Consider the following 18,502-nt stretch of genomic DNA (forward strand, 5'->3'; position numbering starts at 1 on the left):
TCGATTTTTAAATGCTTTGTGATCTGCCCCGGAAAAGAGTATTTTTAACGTATTACAACGTGGAACCAAACCAGAAGGAGAAAAGAATGAGTCGAATCAATATACCTCACGTCGGCGCGCCGGACCCCGAACGGGAAACCTCGCCCATCATCGATGAATTCGATGACCGCGCCGATGTCATCAAACAACAGCAACCGGGCGAACCGGTTTGCCTATTCAACGGCAAAAGCTATAAACACGGCGAGCAAGTTTGCAGCGGCGATGTTAGGCTGCGCTGCGATTACGGCGCCTGGGTGAAAACGGGCTCTTGCGATCCGGATAATCCTTGATAGCCGTTTTTTGGGTTCATGCCTAAATCGCTGCGGCGGTTTAGGCGTGATGTTACACTTTGAGTTTTATATTAAGAGAGGATCTACAGCATACAATTTCTTGTTTCGATGTAATATTTTCAACAGCCACGGGCTGTGCAAACAACCATATCATTCATTACTGAATGAAGGAGAATAACGATGAACCGAATTCAATGTAAAGTGGATGGTGTTGCAAAAGGATTGATCATTCTGACTTTGGGCCTTGGGGGACAAGTTCAGGCGAAAGAAAATAATTGCTGGGCTAGGTTTTACGAGGATGCCAACTATCATGGCAAGCAGTTGTTGATTCAAGGCCCGGATCAATTGGCTAATTTACAGTCTGTGAACGGTGAAAATTGGGATTTGAAAATCGATAGTCTCAAAGTCGGCTCTCAAGCCCGAGTCACGGTCTATGAAAACCCTAACTTCAAATTAACCTTGACTGAAATGGCCAATTATCCGCAATTGATGCGTTCCCTGGGTATCACGGAGCAAGACATAAAAGAGGATTCGGAGCTGATTTTCAACGCCGACGCAAATATTCACAACCTCGCGGATTTCAATTTTCACGATAAGGTCCGATCGTTAAAAGTTGAATGCATTAAAAAAAATGAGCGTTTGCGATCAATCGACTGAAACGTGATTCCACGCCCCAGAGCAGTAGGGGATAAGCGCAGCGCCATCCGCCCCGCATGAAAAAACAGAGCATATGCCCAGCTACCGACGCAATCGCATTTCTGGAGGAACCGAATTTTTTTACGGTCAATGTGCTAAAACGTAAATCCCACTTGCTTGTTGAGCGCATTGAGAAACCTAGGGAAGCCGTTCGAATAACGAAGAAACATAGGCCTTTTCATGTTGATGCTTGGGTAGTATTGCCCGAGCATATTCAATGCATATGGACGTTGCCACAGGATGACCATGATTTTTCTGGACGGTGGCGTTCAATAAAAAAGGCGTTTTCAAAATCGATCCCTAAAACAGAATATCGCTCTAAAAGCAGAGTTAAGCGTCACGAGCGAGGAATTTGGCAAAGGAGGTTTTGGGAGTATATGTGTCTGACAGCAATTCGATGGTCAATAGAAACAATCATTCCGGCATGGAATGCCGGAATCCAGTGCTCATGGATGAGCTTTGATGCAAAAGGATTTATTGCGAATCACTTACGATTATGAGTAAGGAATGGCCTTACTCAAGTTTTCATCTGATGGTTAATAACGGTATTTACTTGCTTGATTGGATGGATTTTAATATGGATTGATTGAATATGGGGGAAAGGGACGAATAACGAATCTCAAGCGGCGGATGACGCTTCGCTTATCCGCCCTACGGCTCTACGGCTCTACGCTTTGTCGAGCAATAAGTTCTTTTATTTCGCTGTAGCTTAATCTTATCGATTTCTCTGTTGTTGGATTTTTAATGGTTATAGATTTACTTCCTCTATTAATTATTTCAAGCCCAATGTATTTAATAAATTCTAAAAGTGAATGGTGTTCATTAATATATTTGCCTTTCTGAGATAAAATGACTATTAGTTGGTTCTTGAAATTTACGTTTTTTTCAGAAAAATTATAATTTTTTGTAATATTATTCTTGTATAGCTGAATAAAGGAGTTGTCAATGCATATAAATTCTCTTTCTGTGTTGACAGTTAGGTTTCTCAGGAGTAAATGAAATCCTTGTGTCGGTCTTATTCTATTATTAATTATCCATCATAAGGTTTAAACCACCGGCTTTAGCCGGTCAGCTTTAGCTGCGATAATTTGCCCAAGGAGGTGGCGATGGACTATAGATACGGCAGCCATACGGTTTACCAAATTGAGTATCATTTTGTTTGGGTTACGAAGTATCGTTATAAAGTGCTGAAGGATGAAATAGCCGAACGAGTGAGAGACTTGGTGCGGCAGACATGCGAAGCCTTTGAGATACGGATTATCAAAGGTGTCGTGAGCAAAGATCATGTGCACATTTTGGTGAGTGCGCCGCCGACTATGGCCCCAAGCGAAATCATGAGGCGAATCAAGGGACGAACTTCGAGCTATCTGTTCGAAGAGTTCCCGCACTTGAAAAAGCGATATTGGGGTCGACATTTTTGAGCCCGCGGTTATTTTTGCGCCACAGTGGGGCAAATGACTGATGAGATGATAAAGCAATATTTGGAGCATCACTTTGAACCTAATCCAAACGATAATTTCAAGATGGAGCCCGACTAAGACGCGTCGTTTAGTCGACGCGTATCCGGACTTTCAGTCCGTTATTGGAACCCACCCGCTTGAGCGGGTGGTTGTTTAGTATTGGTAATATTTCAATTTCGTCTTTTGCTCTTAACTCAAAATTATCTCGCAACATGTCATGCAGTTGAATTTGACGTTCATTTCCATCTTTGCTTTTTGTTCTTATGATATAACAGTAATTGCAAGATAAGCACTCAATTTCATCGTTATCGAATAAGTAATAATAACGAACGGGACTGTATTCTGGTTTAAATCGACGTTTTGACTTTACTGTTGAATAATAAACTAAGAACTCATTGTTAAAATAAAATTCGTTGCTCAGTTTGCTATATTTGTTTTCGAATAGCTCAAATATGATTTTTTTCTTTTCGTCAATTGTAATATCAAAAGCATCGGAATTGATCAATTCTAATGCTTTTGAAGTAAATTCATCTTTTTTCATATAGTATTCAATTTATAGATTCCTGAATCAGTGACTTCAATTATTGGTTGGGAAATTAATTCTTGAGTTTTCCAAAATTCGGAGATTTTATAACGCTATCAATAAAGTCGAGTTTAACTGAGGATTATTGAAACTTTTTTTCGTAGGTTTTGAGAAAATAATAGGGGTATGGCGTTTTTTGGGCAAAGAGAGATTAAACGCGGTGTTGCCACGCTGATGGTTTGAAGCTGAAAACGTTGAAGGGTTAACCGGCGGCGAGTTTTGTGTAGGTCGATTCAAACGCGATAAAGCCGGGGCAAGCGTTGGAAAAGCGCAGTTTTAACCGGCGACCGGTACGGATCAAACGGGCGGCCAGATACATGAGTTCTTGAATGACGGTTCTGATGCGGCGTCGTTTGGCCGGATGCCGAATGGGGCTTTGTTGCCCCAGTAAGCCGATCAGGCCGATCCAGCGCAAGATATTGTAGCTGTAGGCGCTCAGGGTCATGATGACATCGTTGGTGGCGAATTTGCCCGAAGGCAAGCGTTCGATGTCCAGATCCGTTTTAAACTCGCTGTGAAATTGCTCGGCGGTGGCATGATCACGATACAGTTGAACGATCAATGTGTCGTCATATTCGGTAGAAGCTAGGCTTGTCCACCAGCCTTCCATCTCGATCTCAGGGAACAGCAGGAGTTGTCCCTTAGCCGTTGTTGTTCGTTCGGTGATTTGCATGACGCGACGACAGGAATAGGTTTGGCCGTTTCGGGTGTGTTCCTCCGTGACACTAAATAAGGCCACCCGTTTGCCTTCACGTGGTGTGTCCCATTGTCCGTGTTGCTCGGCGTAGGCTAGCCAAGCATCGGCATTCTGTTTACGGGGATTCCATTTGATGATGAACTCGGCTTGCTCGTCTTCCTGTAAGACAATTCGGTTGTCGAGAGCGTCATGCCCGCTATCCAGGCGAACAAGTAACGGCAAGGGTGTCAGACGCTTGGCTGCAGTCAGTCCGCGCTCCAAGGAATAGAGGAATTCGTATTGGCAATGTTGCTTGCCTTCGCGCAGTTCGTTGCCAAGACACCAGCCTTCTTGGCCCAAATAAAGCGCGATGGGGGCATAGCCGTCGAATCCTTTATAGGTCCGGGAGACGCCTTCCTTGCGCGTTTTTTCGTTGTTCATCGGATAAACATCGATATCCAGCGCCACATGACCAGTGGCTAACGGCGTTACCGGGACTTGCGCGTGGGCCAGAAAATCGATGTTGCTCTGATAAACGAGCGGCAATAGTGCCTCGGCGTGTTCGTCCAACCGTTGTCTAAGGCGAGCGCTGGAGGGGACTTGTTGAATCGACAGCGCGGTTTTGAAATAGTCGTCGTCGCGGTAATTCTCAATCGCTTCGAAATCGCTCTTGCCCAGGCAAAGCGACCCGATCATGCTTTTGATAATATCGGCATGAGCGATACCGTGGCGCAATGGAATACCCTTATCCAGCACTTGATTGAGTTGGCCATACTGATTCAAACATAAGCCCACTAAGGCTAATCCGGAATGGCTGGTATAAAATTCAGTTTCTGACTGCTCCAGGATAAATCGTTTCATGATTCACTGAGTGGGTGAATGAAGAAATAACGACATTATCCCAGATTAAGCTTGTTAAATCATTAGGATAGAAGAGATTATCACTTCTTAAGTCACGGATTCAGGAGATTTATATGATCGGTGTTAAAGCGTGTGAGCCTTGAATATAAAATTAAATAAGTCACAATCATACTCTTGTAGTGAGGTAGGGCACATAAGCGAAACGTGGTCCGCCGCATGAATTAATAAAACACTCACTTAGTTATCGATGCAATCGCATTCCTGGAGGGACTTTTTTATGGTGAATTTGCTTGAACGTCAGTCTGAATTGTTTGTTGATCATATCCATATACTCACTAACCGTTTGTTTCTACGGCCGTCGAAACGACTGTAGCCATTTGGTGGCTATTTCTCGAATAAAAGTTTCAGCCTCACATTTTGTCATTGGATTTGAGGTTCTTGGTTTGCCGTGGTATGCGTGTCGAGCCCAATCACCAGTAACTGAAGGGTTGTGTACCGCGTCTCTAAAACGATTAAATTGATTTTGGGATATGTCGAACTGATGATGGAAATTGGTTCTATTATTAGGGTGCCCTTCTGCAAGCTCGTATATCTTATAAAGAGTTTCTGCAGTCGGTTTATTTACAGTTAGAAGCTTAATTACCTTCGATGCTCTTAAACTTAAATATGCTGGCTCAAGTTTTGAACGCTGGCGCTCTAATTCAGCTTGATACTGTCGCTCGTCGTGATCTGCTTTCCATTGCTCTAATTCGGTAGACGAAAGCCCTTTTGGCGGAGAAATTGATATTGTGGGTGTACCTACAGCCGTTGTTATGATACATGACTCCAATTCTAGGAATGCATGACGCCGCGGCGGGTTTGTGGAATAATCTATAACTGATCCAAGCACAAAATCGGGATCTATTTGTGTTGGTCCTTTAAACGCATCTCTCACGGCTTTAGCTTTTTCAAATGCAGCCTCTGCAGTTGAGCACGTATCAATTTCAGGTGAAGCCAATGCCGGATATTCTATGCCTTCAACCAGCTTGAATCCTAAACCAAATAGCAGGTCGGAAAGATTCCTCTTCTCAAGACCAGTTTTCTGAATTTCTATTGCCCACTTCACATCTGCGGTCTTATTAGTGATACGGTATCAAAGCGTATATCACGTACCGTTTATTGCCAGGTAAAGGAGGCAATAAATTTCAAAAAACGGTAAATTCGCCTTAATAAATTGATATCCATCGGTTAATTTATCTATTACGTGAAACCTAATCATAACCGGATCTTTTACGTTAGAAAAGTGGCGGATTCAACAAACCAACTGCCCCTGAGTCTCCGCCACTCCAATCGTCGTCACCGTACCGGAATTGAAAGCCAGGTAATCGGACTCGATGCCGTCGGAGAAGATCACGCCGTTTTCCGGCATTTGCGATTCGAGTTTTAACGGTGTGTCCGGGGTGATCGCGCCGAAGACCAGTTCGACGACGGTGGTCTTGCTGGGGAATGGTTCGCGGACGGTGAATTGCAGGCGGCGTTCGTGCCAGGCGAAGCCGTTATTCAGTTCGTCGGGCATGCTTCCGGCCACGCCGTAGGCGCCGGCTAGGATGGACTGGAACCAGCCGCTGGAGCCGAAGCCGGTCGAAATGATGATGCCCGACGAGGATTGGTTTTCCCGGCGGCCGTTCCAACTTAGGCTATAGCGGGCCGAGCTATGGCTTTTCGGGCCGACGAACAGGTCGTTGACCGCCAGCATGCGTTGGCCGTCGTTGGTCTTGGCTTCGGCGAAGGTGATGGTTTTGCAATCGGCCTTGCCGGTCAGCGTACGGGTCACAGCGTTTTGCAGATCGCCGATTTCGAACGGCAGCAGCTTGCCGTCCCAGCGCTCGGGGTCGGGGTTGATCGCGATAACCGGTTGGCCGGACAGGTATTTTAAGGTGTTGGCGACCAGCCCGTCCTGGCCGATCACGACGACGATATCGGACGGGCCGAATTGATACTGGGGCAACAGGCGGCGCTCCAATTGCTGGAAACGGCCCAATGTTTTGAGTATCCGTTCGGCCTCCTGCAGGCGGCGTTGATACAGGTCGTGTTCGACCAGATAATCCCGAGCGTCGACCTGGTTGTGTTCCAGGTAAAATCGCGCCTGCGGCCAAGTGTTGAAGCGTTCGATCAACTCCTGCAACCGCGTTTGCCGGGTCACCAGAATAAAACGGTATTGGTTTTTGCCGTTCATGCCCGGCCCGCCTTTTTCAGCATTTGTCCGAACAAGTCAGGAGTGATGTTCAACTCGCCGATCTTACCGGCATTCTGCGCCAAGGCTTCGAAGGCCATTGCCATCAACTGTTCGGGCTGCATTTTTGCCAGCGCCATCGCTTTCAGGTTCTCCACCGGCAATTCTCGGAAGGCTTTCATCCTGGCACTAATCGCGTAGGCTTCGGCATCGGCTTGTTCGCGGCTGTTTTCGGCGTTTAATTCGACCAGTTCCTTGCGCTGGGTTTCGGCGCCGATTTCGGCCTGCAGGCGTTCGCGTTCGGTCTCGGCCTTGCCGCGCAGAATCGTGCGTTCGTTTTGGATGCGCGATTCTTCGATTTCTTGTTCCTTTTGTTGCACCGACAGTTCGGTTTGCAGTTCGGCCTCCTTGATCGTGCGTTCCTGCTCGACCGCAGATTTACGCCGATCGTAGATGGCGTCGTCGGCTTCTTTCAAGATGGCTTCCCGAGCTTCCGCCTCCAAGGCGCGGGCCGTTTCCGGCGTTGGTTGCACGGCGCTAATCGAGACGTCGAGCAGGGCGATACCCAGATCGGTCAGCGGGGATTCCCCGGTCAGTCGCTGCCGTATCAGCGATACCAGGGACTGGCCCTGTTTCAATGCCTCGCGCAAGGCGGTGGCTTGTATCTTGTTTTGCACGATCGCTTGCACGATGCGGATGACTCGATCGGAAAGCTTCAACGGATCTTCCGAGACATAGCTCTGACCGTCGTTTTTCAGATTGAAATTGAGCATCTCGGCCATCTTTTCCGGTTCGGCGATTCGGTAGGTGATTTGGCCCTGCACCGTCACCGCCTGAAAGTCGGCCGTCAGCAGCTTAAAGATGAATGGCGCTTCCTGGGCATTGACCGGCACCGCGGCGATCGAAGCGGTGGCATAGTTGTAGAAAAAGCTCAGGCCCTTGCCTTGTTTGCGCACCCGGCCGTCGACTGTCTTTATGACGAAGGTGGAGGAGTCCGCCTTGAAATATTGTATGCCTAGCATGATGTTTCTCCTGTTTGTGTCTAAAGGTCACTTATCAATAAATAGTGTCTTATAGACATAAATATGTCAAGTTATAAGTGTCAAAAAGTCACAAAATGTTTGTCACATCCCTTCGGGCAAGGTAGGCTAGTGTTTCCGCAGGGTGGGGTAGCGCCTTAATCGATCCCACAAATACATGACTGAAACAATGGATGAAAAAGAATTTTTAGCGACATACGACAAACGCCAATTCGATAGCCCGCTGCTAACCGTCGATGCGGTGCTGTTTACTTTCCATAAGGAAGCTCTGAAAGTGTTGTTGGTACAGCGCTCGAATCACCCGGATTTAGGCAAGTGGGGGTTGCCGGGCGGGTTCGTCGATTTGGCGCAGGACATGACGCTGGAAGATACGGTACTGCGCAAGCTGCGGGAGAAAACCGGCGTCGAGCCGCCTTATCTGGAGCAGTTGCGGACCTTCGGCAATGCCGAACGGGACAAGCGCGGCTGGTCGGTGACGGTGTGCTATACGGCGTTGATCGCCCATCAGGATTGCGCGACGCATATCGCCACGGTGTCCGATGCACGTTGGATCGCTATCGATACGGTCGTCGATATGGACTTGGCCTTCGATCATCAAGTTATTATTCACCAGGCCCGCGAACGCCTGAAGCAAAAGGCGTTGTATTCGATCGTCCCGGCCTATGCGTTGCCGGGAAAATTCACGCTGCCGGAACTGCAACACCTGCATGAGGTGTTGATCGGCAAGCCGTTGCAGAAAAAATCGTTCCGCCGCCGCATCGAACAGGCTAAGCTGTTGATCGATACCGGCGAAAAACGTTCGGAGGGTGGGCGGCCGGCGACCTTGTATCGCATGAAGGAGGCATCGGGAAGTTACACCTTCGTGCGTAATCTCGAGCATTGACGGAAGCGACAGAGTCGAGTGCGCAGCGTTATCCACAAAAGCTGTGGATAAGTCTGTGTATATGATGTCCAAAGCGGGCCTTAATATCCGTTTTTGTTACAGTTTTGTTAAACTGGCTAATAATTATTCAGGATAAAACAATTCATAAAAATCAATTTGTTATGTTATTTGTTTCCTGTTTTGTTAGCTTTTGGTAAAGAAAATGCCCGATAGTTTCTATTTTGTGTATATCGAAGCTGACGAGTGAGAATTGACATGTCATTTTTTAAACTGGTTTTGTAGGCCGGGGCGGTTTAGAGAAATTGCAGTATCAGCCGCCAAGCGTCGCATTTCTGCGCCAGGTTCATCGCGGCATGGGCCGGACTGGTAGAAGGCAGGCGGCGATACTGTAGATAGGCGAATTCCTCTCCCAGCATCGGCAATACTTGTTTCTTATAGACTTTCTCCGCCAGCGCGCCGTTAAAGAAAACCTGTTTGATGGCGGGATGACGCTTAAAGAAGCCGATGAAATCGTTGGTTTTGATCGATTCTTCTGCGATATTGGAATCCAGGCTGCCGCTGCGCTGGCAACTGTGCAGCACGTCCCAGAGCGCGACGTGGTTGGCCAGTAATAGTTGTTGGCGCTGGCGGTAATCGGCGTCGCCCGGTCCCGAAAACAGCTCCAGCATGATCGGCCAGAAGGCATTGCGCCGGTGTCCGTAATATTGTTGTTTTTGTAATGAGGCGATACTGGGCATGGAGCCCAATATCACTATTTTCGCTCCGGCGTCGGCGATCGGCGCGAAGCCTTTTATTTTTGAATCGTCATTCATCTCCACAAGAAACCAATTCAACCCTATATGCAAATTTGCGATAATGCCAAGTTTTTTTCAGCAGAGTCAATTCATTCATGTGGTTTAAAAATCTAGCCGTCTACCGTTTTACCGAACCTTTCACCACTTCCGTCGATGAGTTCGAGGAAAAACTGCAGGAAAAACGCTTTCGTCCGTGCGGCAGCCACGACGAGAGCAGTTTAGGTTGGACTGCGCCGTTAGGAAAGGGGGCGGAACAATTGGTGCATGCCGCTAACGGTTTTTTCATGGTCGCTCTGAAAAAAGAGGAAAAAGTCGTTCCCGCCGCCGTCGTCAATGAAATGCTGCAGGAAAAAATCGACGACATCGAAGAACGGGAGGCGCGCAAGTTGGCGAGGAAGGAACGCACCCGCATCAAGGACGAATTGATTTTCGAATTACTGCCCAAGGCTTTCGCCTTTTCCCGTAAAACCTATGCCTATATCGACCCCAAGGGCGGTTGGATCGTGGTCGACGCGGCCGCGGCGAAAAAAGCCGAGGATCTGCTCAGTACGCTGCGGCAATGTTTGGGCTCGCTGCCGGTGGTGCCATTGAACACGGCGGAAAATCCGGTTGCCATCATGACCGATTGGCTGATGAATCAAACGTCTCCGGGGGACATTAGTATCGAAGACGAATGCGAATTGCGATCGCAGTCCGACGAAGGCGCGATCGTGCGTTGCAAACGTCACGATCTGACGTTGCCGGAAATCAAAAATCATTTGGACAACGACAAGCAGGTGATTAAACTGGCCCTTAACTGGGCCGATCGTTTGTCCTTCTTGCTGGACGAACATCTGGCCGTCAAACGCTTGAAATTTCTCGACTTGATACAGGACCAAGTGGCTGATATCGATGCGGGGACGGACGTCGAACGTTTCGACGCCGATTTTTCCATCATGACGATGGAGTTGGCCAATTTTTTGCCTCGTCTCGTCGAACTATTTGGGGGCGAAAATCAGACTTAATGACTCGTTGATTAGATATGTACCTCAGGCCTAGAGCTTTAATTCGCGGATTTCTGTATGGCGCGGCATTCGCCGGCATGGCGATGCCGTTATGGGCGGTTACCTTGCCGATGCCCGAGCGCCCGGAAGATAGCCTGATTGGCGATTATCCACATAAAGCCACCTATGCCACCGCCAAGCAAGAAGACACGCTGTTGGATATCGCCCGGGAATATGATATCGGCCAAAATGAAATCATCCTGGCCAATCCCGGTGTCGACCGCTGGCTGCCCGGGGCCGGAACGCAAGTCAGAATTCCGACCAGTCGGTTACTGCCGAACACGCCGCATGAGGGGCTAGTACTGAATTTGCCGGAATTCCGCTTGTATTATTATCGTAAAGCGAGCAAGAATCAGCCAGCGACCGTGACGACCCATCCGATCAGTATCGGCCGGGTCGATTGGAATACCCCTTTGGGTAAGACGTATATCAGTGCCAAAACCGAAAATCCGGTATGGATTCCGCCGCAGTCGATCAAGGAGGAACATGCCGCCGATGGCGAGATTTTGCCGGATGTTTATCCTGCCGGCCCGGACAATCCGCTGGGTCTTTTTGCCTTGCGTCTGGCGATACCCGGTTATCTGATTCACAGCACCAACAAGCCGTTTGGCGTCGGCATGCGTGTCAGTCACGGCTGCATCCGCATGTATCCGGAAGATATCGAAAAACTTTATCCGGAAATCAAGGTGAAAACACCCGTATACATCGTCAATCAACCCATTAAAGTCGGTTGGTTTAACGATACGCTGTACATTGAAGTGTATCCCGATCTGGAGGATGACGCGCGCACTTATGAACAAAGGCTGGAGGCGGCGCTGGATTTAATCGAACAAGCCAATAACGGCAAAATTCCGGTGCTGAATGGCGCCAAGCTCAGGTCTGCTCTCGAAAAAAGCGATGGCATACCGGTCGCCATTTTCGAGCGTCCCTTCGAGACGGAGGAGTTCGAATTCGAACCATAAAAAAAAGCCCGCCGCATCGCTGCAAACGGGCTTTTGCGGGAATAAGCGGTTCTTGCTTATTTCATCATGGATTTTTTGAACATACGGTCCAGTTTAGTGTTGGTCTCCTGGGCGTATTGCGCTGCGCGGTTAGCGGCCGCTTCCGCTGCCGCAGCTTTAGCCGCCGCTTCGGCAGCCGCAGCTTGCGCGCTGGCCGCATCGGATGACGCGGAAGAAATTTGTGATTTCAATGTATCGATTTGCGATTGCAGGTTGTCGATATCGGAGGTGCTGGCACAACCAGTCATCAGGCCTGCCACTGCGAAGATCGCTGCTAATTTTACGGCTTTCAACATGTTATCTTCCTTATTTTTATCAGAAATGAAATTTATAATATAAACCAAAGTTTAAATCCCACTTAAATTCTGCCCTGTTTTTTGGACAGTTTCCAGTATTATTTTATTTCCACCCTCGTTCCCTTCTTTAAGTATCGGCTCAAGCGGTCTATTTGTTCATTCGTCAACGCGATGCAGCCATGGGTCCAATTCATCAATTTATGTATTTGTTTATCCGCTTCGCCTAACCCATGAATCCCGATTTGTCCACCTAATACGGTGTTTTGCGGCGGCGTCTTTCCCGACTCATGCGCCGCCAGGATTTTTTCGTAAGTGGGGCGAGTGATCAATCCCCAGGCCAGGCCTTCCTCGGCATTATGCCTGTTAGGGTAGTTGAAGCCAAAAAAACGGTAATAAGGACTCTTGTTGTTGATCCAGGCAATCCGGAATTTTCCTAACGGCGTAACATCATCGCCGACGTGGGTTTTGAAGCCGGAGCCATTGCGACCGATGGCGATATTATCGAAAACTTTTAGCGTTTTATTTCCTTGTTTGACCTGTAGCTGTAATTTTTGCGTGTCCACCAGTATCCAAATGTCCTCCGCCCAAGAGTTCGATGAAAATAAAACACCTAATAAAATCCCCGCCAACAACCCTTTTCCCAACATAAAACTCTACAAATCGTTAAAAATTTGGTGTACTTTACAGCTACCGTTAATTGTCGCATTTAGGATGGAGCATGCAAGTAGAAACAATAAAAACCACTCCCTATGAGGACCAGAAACCCGGCACTTCCGGTCTCAGAAAAAAAGTCACCGTCTTTCAACAAAAAAATTATCTGGAAAATTTCGTTCAATCGATATTCAATTCACTCGACGACATTCAAGGCAAGACGTTGGTGCTGGGCGGCGATGGCCGTTATTTCAACCGCCAAGCGATTCAGACCATTATCAAGATCGTTGCCGCGAACGGTTTCGGCGAGTTGATCATCGGTCAAGGCGGCTTATTATCGACCCCAGCGGCTTCCAATATCATCCGCAAATATGAGGCATTCGGCGGCATCGTGTTGTCGGCCAGCCATAATCCGGGCGGGCCGAACGAGGACTTCGGTATCAAATACAATGTCAGCAATGGCGGGCCGGCGCCGGAAAAATTCACCAACGCATTATTCGAAAATACCAAGACAATCGGCGAATACCGGATTGCGCGAGTCGACGATATCGATCTCGACACGATCGGTGAACGGCAGGTCGACGGTCTGAAAATCACCATTATCGATCCGGTGGCCGATTACGCCGAACTGATGGCGAAAATCTTCGATTTCGATTTGCTCAAGCAAAGCATCGGCTCGGGTTATCTGACGTTGCGCTTCGATGCCATGCATGCCATTACCGGCCCTTACGCCAAACATATTCTGGAAGACGTTTTAGGCGCGCCGTCGGGTTCGGTGTTTAACGCTACCCCGTTGGAGGATTTCGGCGGCGGCCACCCCGATCCTAACATGGCGCATGCCAAGGAACTGACCGAAATCATGTTTTCCGATCAGGCGCCGACGTTCGGCGCGGCGTCCGATGGCGATGGCGACCGCAATATGATCATGGGCGCAAACGTGTTCGTGACGCCCAGTGATAGTTTGGCCATCATGGCGGCCAATGCCCGGCTGATCCCGGCTTACCGCAAGGGCATCAGCGGCGTCGCCCGTTCCATGCCGACTAGCCAGGCGGTGGACCGCGTAGCCAAGGCCGAAGGGTTGCCTTGTTTCGAAACGCCGACCGGTTGGAAATATTTCGGTAATCTGTTGGATGACGGCCAGATTACCTTGTGCGGCGAAGAAAGCTTCGGCACCGGTTCCGACCACGTGCGCGAAAAAGACGGCTTATGGGCGGTATTGTTTTGGCTGAATATGATTGCCCGCAGACGCCAATCGGTTGCCGACATCGTTGAGGAGCACTGGCAAAAATACGGTCGCGACATTTATTGCCGCCATGATTACGAAGCGGTGGAAACGGATATCGCCAATGGCATCTTCGATCATTTGCGCGGCCAACTCGCCGGTTTGGCCAAGCAGTCGTTCGGCGATTATACCGTGCAATATGCCGATGAATTCAGCTATACCGATCCGGTCGACCACAGCGTCAGCCATAATCAGGGGTTACGCATCGGATTTACCAACGGTTCGCGCATCGTCTTCCGCCTCTCCGGTACCGGCACGGTCGGCGCCACGTTGAGAATCTATCTGGAAAAATACGAACCCGATGCCAGTAAACACGATCAGGATGCTCAGGATGCGCTTAGTGATTTGATCGATATCGCCGAACAATTGAGCGAAGTCAAAAAACGCACGGGCAGAACCGCTCCTGACGTGATTACTTGATCAAAATACAAGACCGAGGCGATTTGACGTTGCTGTCGAATTGCCTCGCAAGCGTCTATTTTCTCCCTGTCCTTGCTTCTCTAACCGTTTGATGCTCCCGCCCGCCAAACGATGAACAAAATCGTCGATTCGTTGTCTTCATCGATAGCAGCGGACCGGTATTTTCTCTTCATCCTGTCTCAATGCAAGTCATGTATAATGCCTAGACTGATCGACGCTAAAATAATAGTGTCAGGCAATGGGCGGTAGCACCGATCGTAAAAAGGGTGCGACCTGTTCGATGAAATTAGGATGATAGATGAGCGAAATATTACAGCAACTGGCCCAAGTCTTGGAGCAGCGTAAACAGGAATCGGCGGATAAATCCTATGTCGCCAGCCTTTATGCGAAAGGGTTGGACCATATCTTGAAAAAAGTGGGCGAGGAAGCCACCGAAACGGTGATCGCGGCGAAAGGCGGCGATAAGGACCAGATCATTTACGAAACGGCCGATCTCTGGTTTCACAGCATGGTGATGTTGGCGAATCAGGGTTTGGGTCCGGATGACGTATTGCGGGAATTGCAACGTCGCTTCGGTTTGTCGGGTTTGGAGGAAAAGGCCCAACGTAACAAATAACAACCGGGAGATTCAAATGGGCGTTAGTGTAACTCAGTTATTAATCATATTGTTGATTGTCATCGTCTTGTTCGGCACCAAGCGATTAAAAAACCTCGGTGCCGATTTGGGCGGCGCGATCAAAGGATTCAAAGCGGCGGTCAAGGAAGGCTCCGAAGACAATAAAACCATTGCCGACAAAGAAGGCGAAACCTTGGAAGGCGAGGTGACTTCCAAGGAAAAGGATAAAGCGTAAACGGCTATGTTCGATATCGGCTTTTGGGAGCTTTGTCTGGTCGGCTTGATCAGTTTGTTGGTGATAGGGCCGGAGCGATTGCCCAAGGCGGCCCGCATCGCCGGGTATTGGGTAGGCAAGACCCGTAATATGGTGGCGGCGGTTAAAGCCGAGATCAAGGAAGAGCTGCAAGCCGAGGAAATGCGGCAGATCCTCAAGGAGCAGTCTGCGCTGGAAGAAATTCACAAGGTAATTGAGGAGGGGGAGGAAGCGATCAAGGACGTGAAGCATTCGACCTCCGCGATTACGCGGGAAAACAATAAAATAGACTAGCCTAGCTTTTCAATGTAGTGCCATAAGTCTTCACCCATTGATTAATATACATTAAAAATCATGCCGCTTTCCTTTGCTTGTAGTGCCATAAAATGATTTATTTATTATATATCAATATCTTACAGATTTCGATGATAAGGCTTGGCTAGGTATGAGTCAATTCGAAGCAGAGCCGGGCGAGGAGCAGCCCTTTATCAGTCATTTGGTTGAATTGCGGAACCGTTTGTTGCGCGTCGTGTTGTTCGTTTTGGTCGTCTTTCTGGCGGCGGCGCCGTTCGCTAATGAAATTTACGCTTACCTGTCTGAACCGTTGCTCAGGTTCCTGCCGGAAAACAGCACGATGATCGCGATCGATGTTGCCTCGCCTTTTTTTACGCCGTTTAAGTTGGCGTTGGTGGCCTCGGTTTTTGCGTCGATGCCGGTGATACTCTACCAGTTATGGGCTTTCGTCGCGCCCGGCCTGTATCGGCATGAAAAGCGTTTGATTTTGCCGCTATTGGTCGGCAGCACGCTTTTGTTTTATTTGGGCATCGCCTTCGCCTATTTTGTCGTTTTTCCGTTGGTGTTCGGTTTCTTGACGGCGGCCGCGCCTAGCGGCGTCGCGGTGATGACAGATATCGCCAAGTATCTGGATTTTGTCCTGACGTTGTTTTTTGCCTTCGGCTTGGCGTTCGAAGTGCCCATTTTTACGATTCTGCTGGTTTGGACCGGTTTGACGACGCCCAAAAACCTGGCCGAAAAACGGCCCTATGTAATCGTCGGGGCCTTCATCGTCGGTATGTTCCTGACGCCCCCGGATGCGATTTCTCAAACCCTCTTAGCGGTGCCCATTTGGCTATTGTTCGAATCCGGTCTGCTGTTCTCGCGTTTTTTTGTTCGTAAGTCCGAAGACGAAGAGGCGGTGGGTTAAATCGCGCCGCGCTCCTGCAATAGCGAAGAAATATTCTCCGCCAACAGTCGGTAACCCTGGGCATTGGGGTGGACCAGGTCCGATTTCAGCGACGGAGTGGCCAAAATTTCCGGCAGAGTTTCCAGGTCGTTGGCGATTTGTAGCGAATCGCTGATCCGCCCATACAATTCCGCGCTGCTCATCAACAGCAATCCCGGCTGCGGCACGCCCAGCAATATCACGTCGATATTGCGTTGCCGGGCTGCGGCGATCATTTGCCGGATATTGTCGGCGGTTTGTTGGGTCGGCAGGCGCCTGATGAAATCATTGCCGCCATGAATCAGGATTAACAATTCGGGTTGGTATTCGTCCAATAATTCGGGTAGTCGGGTCAGGCCGTCTCCGCTGATTTCTCCGGGGATGCCGGCGTTAATCACCTGCCGGTCTGTGAGTTGGCTTAGGATTGTCGGATAGCTTTGTTCCTTATTGACGCCGGTGCCGTAGGTTAAGCTGTCGCCGAATGCCAGGATGACGGCGTCATCCGGCAGTTTGTTCAAGCGGGGCTGTTGTTCGCAGCCGCCCAATAGCATGATAATGGCAACGATAACGAGTGATTTCATGAGGCTCCCATGGTTAAAAATGTGCTGATTACCGGCGCCGCCAGAAGAATAGGGGCGGCTTGTGCGCGCCTGCTGCATGCCGAGGGTTTTAATATTTGTTTACATTATAGATCCTCCATCGCTGAGGCGGAGTCGCTTCGCGACGAATTAAATCAACGGCGGGCCGGTTCGGCTATCGCCGTCCAGGCCGATTTAATAAACATGGATGAATTATGGGGGCTGGCCGAGCAGGCGAAGGCGGCATGGGGTGGTATCGACGTGTTGGTCAATAATGCGTCGACCTTTTATCCGACCGAGATCGAGGAGGTGGCCGAGCGGGATTGGGAGGTGCTGCTGGGCAGTAACCTGAAAGCGCCTTTTTTCCTGGCGCAGGCATTAGTGCCGTCGCTGCGGCAAAGGCAGGGCTGTGTCGTCAATATCATCGATATTCATGCCGAAAGAGGGCTCAAAAGTTACCCGGTCTACAGTATTGCAAAGGCCGGCCTGGCGGCGATGACCCGTTCGTTGGCCAAGGAGTTGGGGCCGGAAGTCAGAGTCAACGGCATCGCGCCGGGCGCGATATTGTGGCCGGAAGACGATATGGGCCAGGAAATGAAGGACGAGATTTTGCAGCGGGTGACTCTGCGGCGTTGCGGAGAGCCGATGGATATTGCCCGGGCGTTGCGTTTTTTGATCAACGAAGCGGATTACGTGACCGGGCAGATTCTGGCGGTGGACGGCGGCAGAAGCTTATTCTGCTGATTGTCGGGCGGGAGCGATTTTTTTCTGGTGCAAGCCGGTTTTGTCGTATTCGTCCCACATTTGCCGATAACTTTTTCCGGTGATTGGGTGCAATTGATCGCCGGCGATCTCGGCCAAGGGTTCCAGGACAAAGGCGTAGCGTTCGATTTCGTCGCGCGGTACCCGCAGACGGCCTTCGTTGATAATCTGGTCTCCGTAAAGGATCAGGTCAAGATCGAGGGTGCGGGCGGAAAATTTTTGTGAATCGCGGGTGCGGCCATGGTCCAGTTCAATTTGGCGCAATATCTTGCCGACTTGTTTGGCTTCCAATGCCGATTCAAACTTGACCACCAAGTTATGAAAGTTTTCGCCGCTGAAGCCGACCGGTTCAGTTTCGTAAATACTGGATATGACCAGTTTGCCGAAATGTTTGTTCAGTGCATCGAGGCTGGAGGGAATGTTGTGTTCCTTATCGATATTGCTGCCGATACTGATATAGCCCGTCGTCATGGCTTTTTTTCACCTCGCTCGATAATGATGCCGACATCCTTGGCTCGGGTGATCGCCCCTTTTTTGTTCAACACGATCCTGATCCAGGGGATGTTGAATTCTTGCCGCAGCATGGCGGCAATTTCCTCAATCAATTTTTCGACCAGAAAAAATTCGCTTTGTTCGACAAATTCGACCACTCTTTCGGTCACGGCTTTATAGTCCAGGGTGTGGGCAATGTCATCGGTTTCCGCAGCTTTACTGATATCGTAGGCCATTTCGATGTCCAGCACAATGGTTTGTTTGATCTCTCTTTCCCAGTCATAGATGCCGATGACGGTGTCGATTTCGAGGCCGCCCAAAAAGATGATGTCCATTGGTGTTTTCCGGTTAT

At 49.3% G+C, this 18,502-nt stretch carries 23 protein-coding genes and 1 pseudogene; 13 read left to right on the forward strand and 11 right to left on the reverse strand.

Features of this window, described 5'->3' with window-relative positions:
- Positions 1–86 precede the first annotated feature (86 nt).
- The 4 genes and pseudogenes from EP25_RS0114130 (at position 87) to tnpA (ending at position 2,563) form a co-directional block, all read left to right on the forward strand.
- Positions 87–329, forward strand: a complete 243-nt coding sequence (locus tag EP25_RS0114130) for a hypothetical protein (protein ID WP_031434495.1) — start codon at positions 87–89, stop codon at positions 327–329.
- A gap of 180 nt (positions 330–509) precedes the next feature.
- Positions 510–986, forward strand: a complete 477-nt coding sequence (locus tag EP25_RS0114135) for a beta/gamma crystallin domain-containing protein (RefSeq protein ID WP_051906703.1) — start codon at positions 510–512, stop codon at positions 984–986.
- A 56-nt stretch (positions 987–1,042) separates the two neighbouring features.
- The gene (locus EP25_RS22040; RefSeq protein ID WP_051906705.1) at positions 1,043–1,525 is read left to right on the forward strand and encodes an REP-associated tyrosine transposase; all 483 of its coding nucleotides are present in this window, start codon (positions 1,043–1,045) and stop codon (positions 1,523–1,525) included.
- 606 nt (positions 1,526–2,131) lie between these two features.
- Positions 2,132–2,563, forward strand: a pseudogene (gene tnpA / locus EP25_RS0114150) (IS200/IS605 family transposase).
- Between the two features lie 10 nt (positions 2,564–2,573).
- Here tnpA and EP25_RS0114160 read toward each other — a convergent pair.
- The 5 genes from EP25_RS0114160 to EP25_RS0114180 form a co-directional block, all read right to left on the reverse strand.
- Positions 2,574–3,026, reverse strand: a complete 453-nt coding sequence (locus tag EP25_RS0114160) for a hypothetical protein (protein WP_031434497.1) — start codon at positions 3,024–3,026, stop codon at positions 2,574–2,576.
- A 244-nt stretch (positions 3,027–3,270) separates the two neighbouring features.
- Positions 3,271–4,605, reverse strand: coding sequence for an IS1380 family transposase (locus tag EP25_RS0114165; protein WP_031432119.1), 1,335 nt, complete (start codon positions 4,603–4,605; stop codon positions 3,271–3,273).
- Between the two features lie 349 nt (positions 4,606–4,954).
- Complete coding sequence (locus EP25_RS0114170) at positions 4,955–5,710, reverse strand: hypothetical protein (RefSeq protein ID WP_031434498.1); 756 nt, start codon at positions 5,708–5,710, stop codon at positions 4,955–4,957.
- A 186-nt stretch (positions 5,711–5,896) separates the two neighbouring features.
- On the reverse strand, positions 5,897–6,820 hold the full coding sequence (locus tag EP25_RS0114175) for a diacylglycerol kinase catalytic domain-containing protein (protein WP_031434499.1): 924 nt from the start codon (positions 6,818–6,820) through the stop codon (positions 5,897–5,899).
- The gene (locus EP25_RS0114180; RefSeq protein WP_031434500.1) at positions 6,817–7,839 is read right to left on the reverse strand and encodes an SPFH domain-containing protein; all 1,023 of its coding nucleotides are present in this window, start codon (positions 7,837–7,839) and stop codon (positions 6,817–6,819) included. Before EP25_RS0114180 ends, EP25_RS0114175 begins: the two co-directional genes overlap by 4 nt.
- A 187-nt stretch (positions 7,840–8,026) precedes the next feature.
- Between EP25_RS0114180 and EP25_RS0114185 the strand changes: the two genes are divergently transcribed.
- On the forward strand, positions 8,027–8,740 hold the full coding sequence (locus tag EP25_RS0114185) for an NUDIX hydrolase (RefSeq protein ID WP_031434501.1): 714 nt from the start codon (positions 8,027–8,029) through the stop codon (positions 8,738–8,740).
- 293 nt (positions 8,741–9,033) lie between these two features.
- Here the strand turns inward: EP25_RS0114185 and EP25_RS0114190 are convergent, their stop codons facing one another.
- Positions 9,034–9,552: a DNA-deoxyinosine glycosylase gene (locus EP25_RS0114190; protein WP_031434502.1), complete on the reverse strand. Its 519-nt coding sequence runs from the start codon at positions 9,550–9,552 to the stop codon at positions 9,034–9,036.
- A 77-nt stretch (positions 9,553–9,629) separates the two neighbouring features.
- Here EP25_RS0114190 and rdgC point away from each other — a divergent pair, with 77 nt between their 5' ends.
- Positions 9,630–10,538 carry a recombination-associated protein RdgC gene (gene rdgC / locus EP25_RS0114200; RefSeq protein ID WP_031434503.1) on the forward strand — a complete coding sequence of 303 codons (909 nt, stop codon included), beginning with the start codon at positions 9,630–9,632 and terminating at the stop codon, positions 10,536–10,538.
- A gap of 83 nt (positions 10,539–10,621) precedes the next feature.
- The gene (locus EP25_RS0114205) at positions 10,622–11,539 is read left to right on the forward strand and encodes a L,D-transpeptidase family protein (protein WP_235185909.1); all 918 of its coding nucleotides are present in this window, start codon (positions 10,622–10,624) and stop codon (positions 11,537–11,539) included.
- 56 nt (positions 11,540–11,595) lie between these two features.
- On the opposite strand, the gene EP25_RS0114210 is transcribed toward EP25_RS0114205, so the two are convergent.
- Together EP25_RS0114210 and EP25_RS0114215 are read right to left on the reverse strand one after the other, a co-directional pair.
- Positions 11,596–11,874, reverse strand: coding sequence for an Lpp/OprI family alanine-zipper lipoprotein (locus EP25_RS0114210; RefSeq protein WP_031434505.1), 279 nt, complete (start codon positions 11,872–11,874; stop codon positions 11,596–11,598).
- A gap of 98 nt (positions 11,875–11,972) precedes the next feature.
- The gene (locus EP25_RS0114215) at positions 11,973–12,521 is read right to left on the reverse strand and encodes a L,D-transpeptidase family protein (RefSeq protein ID WP_031434506.1); all 549 of its coding nucleotides are present in this window, start codon (positions 12,519–12,521) and stop codon (positions 11,973–11,975) included.
- A gap of 71 nt (positions 12,522–12,592) precedes the next feature.
- Here EP25_RS0114215 and EP25_RS0114220 point away from each other — a divergent pair, with 71 nt between their 5' ends.
- The 5 genes from EP25_RS0114220 (at position 12,593) to tatC (ending at position 16,300) form a co-directional block, all read left to right on the forward strand.
- Entirely contained in the window at positions 12,593–14,227 is a 1,635-nt protein-coding gene (locus EP25_RS0114220; protein WP_031434507.1) for an alpha-D-glucose phosphate-specific phosphoglucomutase, read from the forward strand.
- A 298-nt stretch (positions 14,228–14,525) separates the two neighbouring features.
- Complete coding sequence (locus EP25_RS0114225; protein WP_031434508.1) at positions 14,526–14,843, forward strand: phosphoribosyl-ATP diphosphatase; 318 nt, start codon at positions 14,526–14,528, stop codon at positions 14,841–14,843.
- Positions 14,844–14,859: 16 nt separating this feature from the next.
- On the forward strand, positions 14,860–15,078 hold the full coding sequence (gene tatA, locus EP25_RS0114230; RefSeq protein WP_031434509.1) for a twin-arginine translocase TatA/TatE family subunit: 219 nt from the start codon (positions 14,860–14,862) through the stop codon (positions 15,076–15,078).
- 6 nt (positions 15,079–15,084) lie between these two features.
- The gene (gene tatB / locus EP25_RS0114235; RefSeq protein WP_031434510.1) at positions 15,085–15,390 is read left to right on the forward strand and encodes a Sec-independent protein translocase protein TatB; all 306 of its coding nucleotides are present in this window, start codon (positions 15,085–15,087) and stop codon (positions 15,388–15,390) included.
- Between the two features lie 151 nt (positions 15,391–15,541).
- Positions 15,542–16,300, forward strand: a complete 759-nt coding sequence (tatC, locus tag EP25_RS0114240; protein WP_031434511.1) for a twin-arginine translocase subunit TatC — start codon at positions 15,542–15,544, stop codon at positions 16,298–16,300.
- Here the strand turns inward: tatC and EP25_RS0114245 are convergent.
- Complete coding sequence (locus EP25_RS0114245; protein ID WP_031434512.1) at positions 16,297–16,899, reverse strand: GDSL-type esterase/lipase family protein; 603 nt, start codon at positions 16,897–16,899, stop codon at positions 16,297–16,299. The genes tatC and EP25_RS0114245 overlap by 4 nt on opposite strands.
- Positions 16,900–16,908: 9 nt before the next feature.
- On the opposite strand from EP25_RS0114245, the gene EP25_RS0114250 reads away from it, so the two are divergent.
- A complete protein-coding gene (locus EP25_RS0114250) occupies positions 16,909–17,640 on the forward strand; it encodes a pteridine reductase (protein ID WP_031434513.1) in 732 nt (243 codons plus the stop codon).
- Here the strand turns inward: EP25_RS0114250 and folK are convergent.
- Both folK and folB read right to left on the reverse strand, forming a co-directional pair.
- Positions 17,629–18,129, reverse strand: coding sequence for a 2-amino-4-hydroxy-6-hydroxymethyldihydropteridine diphosphokinase (gene folK / locus EP25_RS0114255; RefSeq protein WP_031434514.1), 501 nt, complete (start codon positions 18,127–18,129; stop codon positions 17,629–17,631). The genes EP25_RS0114250 and folK overlap by 12 nt on opposite strands.
- Positions 18,126–18,485, reverse strand: a complete 360-nt coding sequence (folB, locus tag EP25_RS0114260; RefSeq protein ID WP_031434515.1) for a dihydroneopterin aldolase — start codon at positions 18,483–18,485, stop codon at positions 18,126–18,128. Before folB ends, folK begins: the two co-directional genes overlap by 4 nt.
- Positions 18,486–18,502: the final 17 nt, after the last annotated feature.

This window comes from Methylomarinum vadi, assembly GCF_000733935.1.
GTDB classification, from domain to species: domain Bacteria; phylum Pseudomonadota; class Gammaproteobacteria; order Methylococcales; family Methylomonadaceae; genus Methylomarinum; species Methylomarinum vadi.

Coding starts and splice junctions, on each gene's coding strand:
- EP25_RS0114135 (WP_051906703.1), top strand. CDS start 510: ATGAACCGAATTCAATGTAAAGTGGATGGTGTTGCAAAAGGATTGATC.
- folB (WP_031434515.1), bottom strand. CDS start 18,485: ATGGACATCATCTTTTTGGGCGGCCTCGAAATCGACACCGTCATCGGC.
- EP25_RS0114220 (WP_031434507.1), top strand. CDS start 12,593: ATGCAAGTAGAAACAATAAAAACCACTCCCTATGAGGACCAGAAACCC.
- EP25_RS0114215 (WP_031434506.1), bottom strand. CDS start 12,521: ATGTTGGGAAAAGGGTTGTTGGCGGGGATTTTATTAGGTGTTTTATTT.
- folK (WP_031434514.1), bottom strand. CDS start 18,129: ATGACGACGGGCTATATCAGTATCGGCAGCAATATCGATAAGGAACAC.
- EP25_RS0114245 (WP_031434512.1), bottom strand. CDS start 16,899: ATGAAATCACTCGTTATCGTTGCCATTATCATGCTATTGGGCGGCTGC.
- EP25_RS0114205 (WP_235185909.1), top strand. CDS start 10,622: ATGCCGTTATGGGCGGTTACCTTGCCGATGCCCGAGCGCCCGGAAGAT.
- EP25_RS0114160 (WP_031434497.1), bottom strand. CDS start 3,026: ATGAAAAAAGATGAATTTACTTCAAAAGCATTAGAATTGATCAATTCC.
- rdgC (WP_031434503.1), top strand. CDS start 9,630: ATGTGGTTTAAAAATCTAGCCGTCTACCGTTTTACCGAACCTTTCACC.
- tatA (WP_031434509.1), top strand. CDS start 14,860: ATGGGCGTTAGTGTAACTCAGTTATTAATCATATTGTTGATTGTCATC.
- tatC (WP_031434511.1), top strand. CDS start 15,542: ATGAGTCAATTCGAAGCAGAGCCGGGCGAGGAGCAGCCCTTTATCAGT.
- EP25_RS0114165 (WP_031432119.1), bottom strand. CDS start 4,605: ATGAAACGATTTATCCTGGAGCAGTCAGAAACTGAATTTTATACCAGC.
- tatB (WP_031434510.1), top strand. CDS start 15,085: ATGTTCGATATCGGCTTTTGGGAGCTTTGTCTGGTCGGCTTGATCAGT.
- EP25_RS0114175 (WP_031434499.1), bottom strand. CDS start 6,820: ATGAACGGCAAAAACCAATACCGTTTTATTCTGGTGACCCGGCAAACG.
- EP25_RS0114185 (WP_031434501.1), top strand. CDS start 8,027: ATGGATGAAAAAGAATTTTTAGCGACATACGACAAACGCCAATTCGAT.
- EP25_RS0114130 (WP_031434495.1), top strand. CDS start 87: ATGAGTCGAATCAATATACCTCACGTCGGCGCGCCGGACCCCGAACGG.
- EP25_RS0114250 (WP_031434513.1), top strand. CDS start 16,909: ATGGTTAAAAATGTGCTGATTACCGGCGCCGCCAGAAGAATAGGGGCG.
- EP25_RS22040 (WP_051906705.1), top strand. CDS start 1,043: ATGAAAAAACAGAGCATATGCCCAGCTACCGACGCAATCGCATTTCTG.
- EP25_RS0114180 (WP_031434500.1), bottom strand. CDS start 7,839: ATGCTAGGCATACAATATTTCAAGGCGGACTCCTCCACCTTCGTCATA.
- EP25_RS0114225 (WP_031434508.1), top strand. CDS start 14,526: ATGAGCGAAATATTACAGCAACTGGCCCAAGTCTTGGAGCAGCGTAAA.
- EP25_RS0114190 (WP_031434502.1), bottom strand. CDS start 9,552: ATGAATGACGATTCAAAAATAAAAGGCTTCGCGCCGATCGCCGACGCC.
- EP25_RS0114210 (WP_031434505.1), bottom strand. CDS start 11,874: ATGTTGAAAGCCGTAAAATTAGCAGCGATCTTCGCAGTGGCAGGCCTG.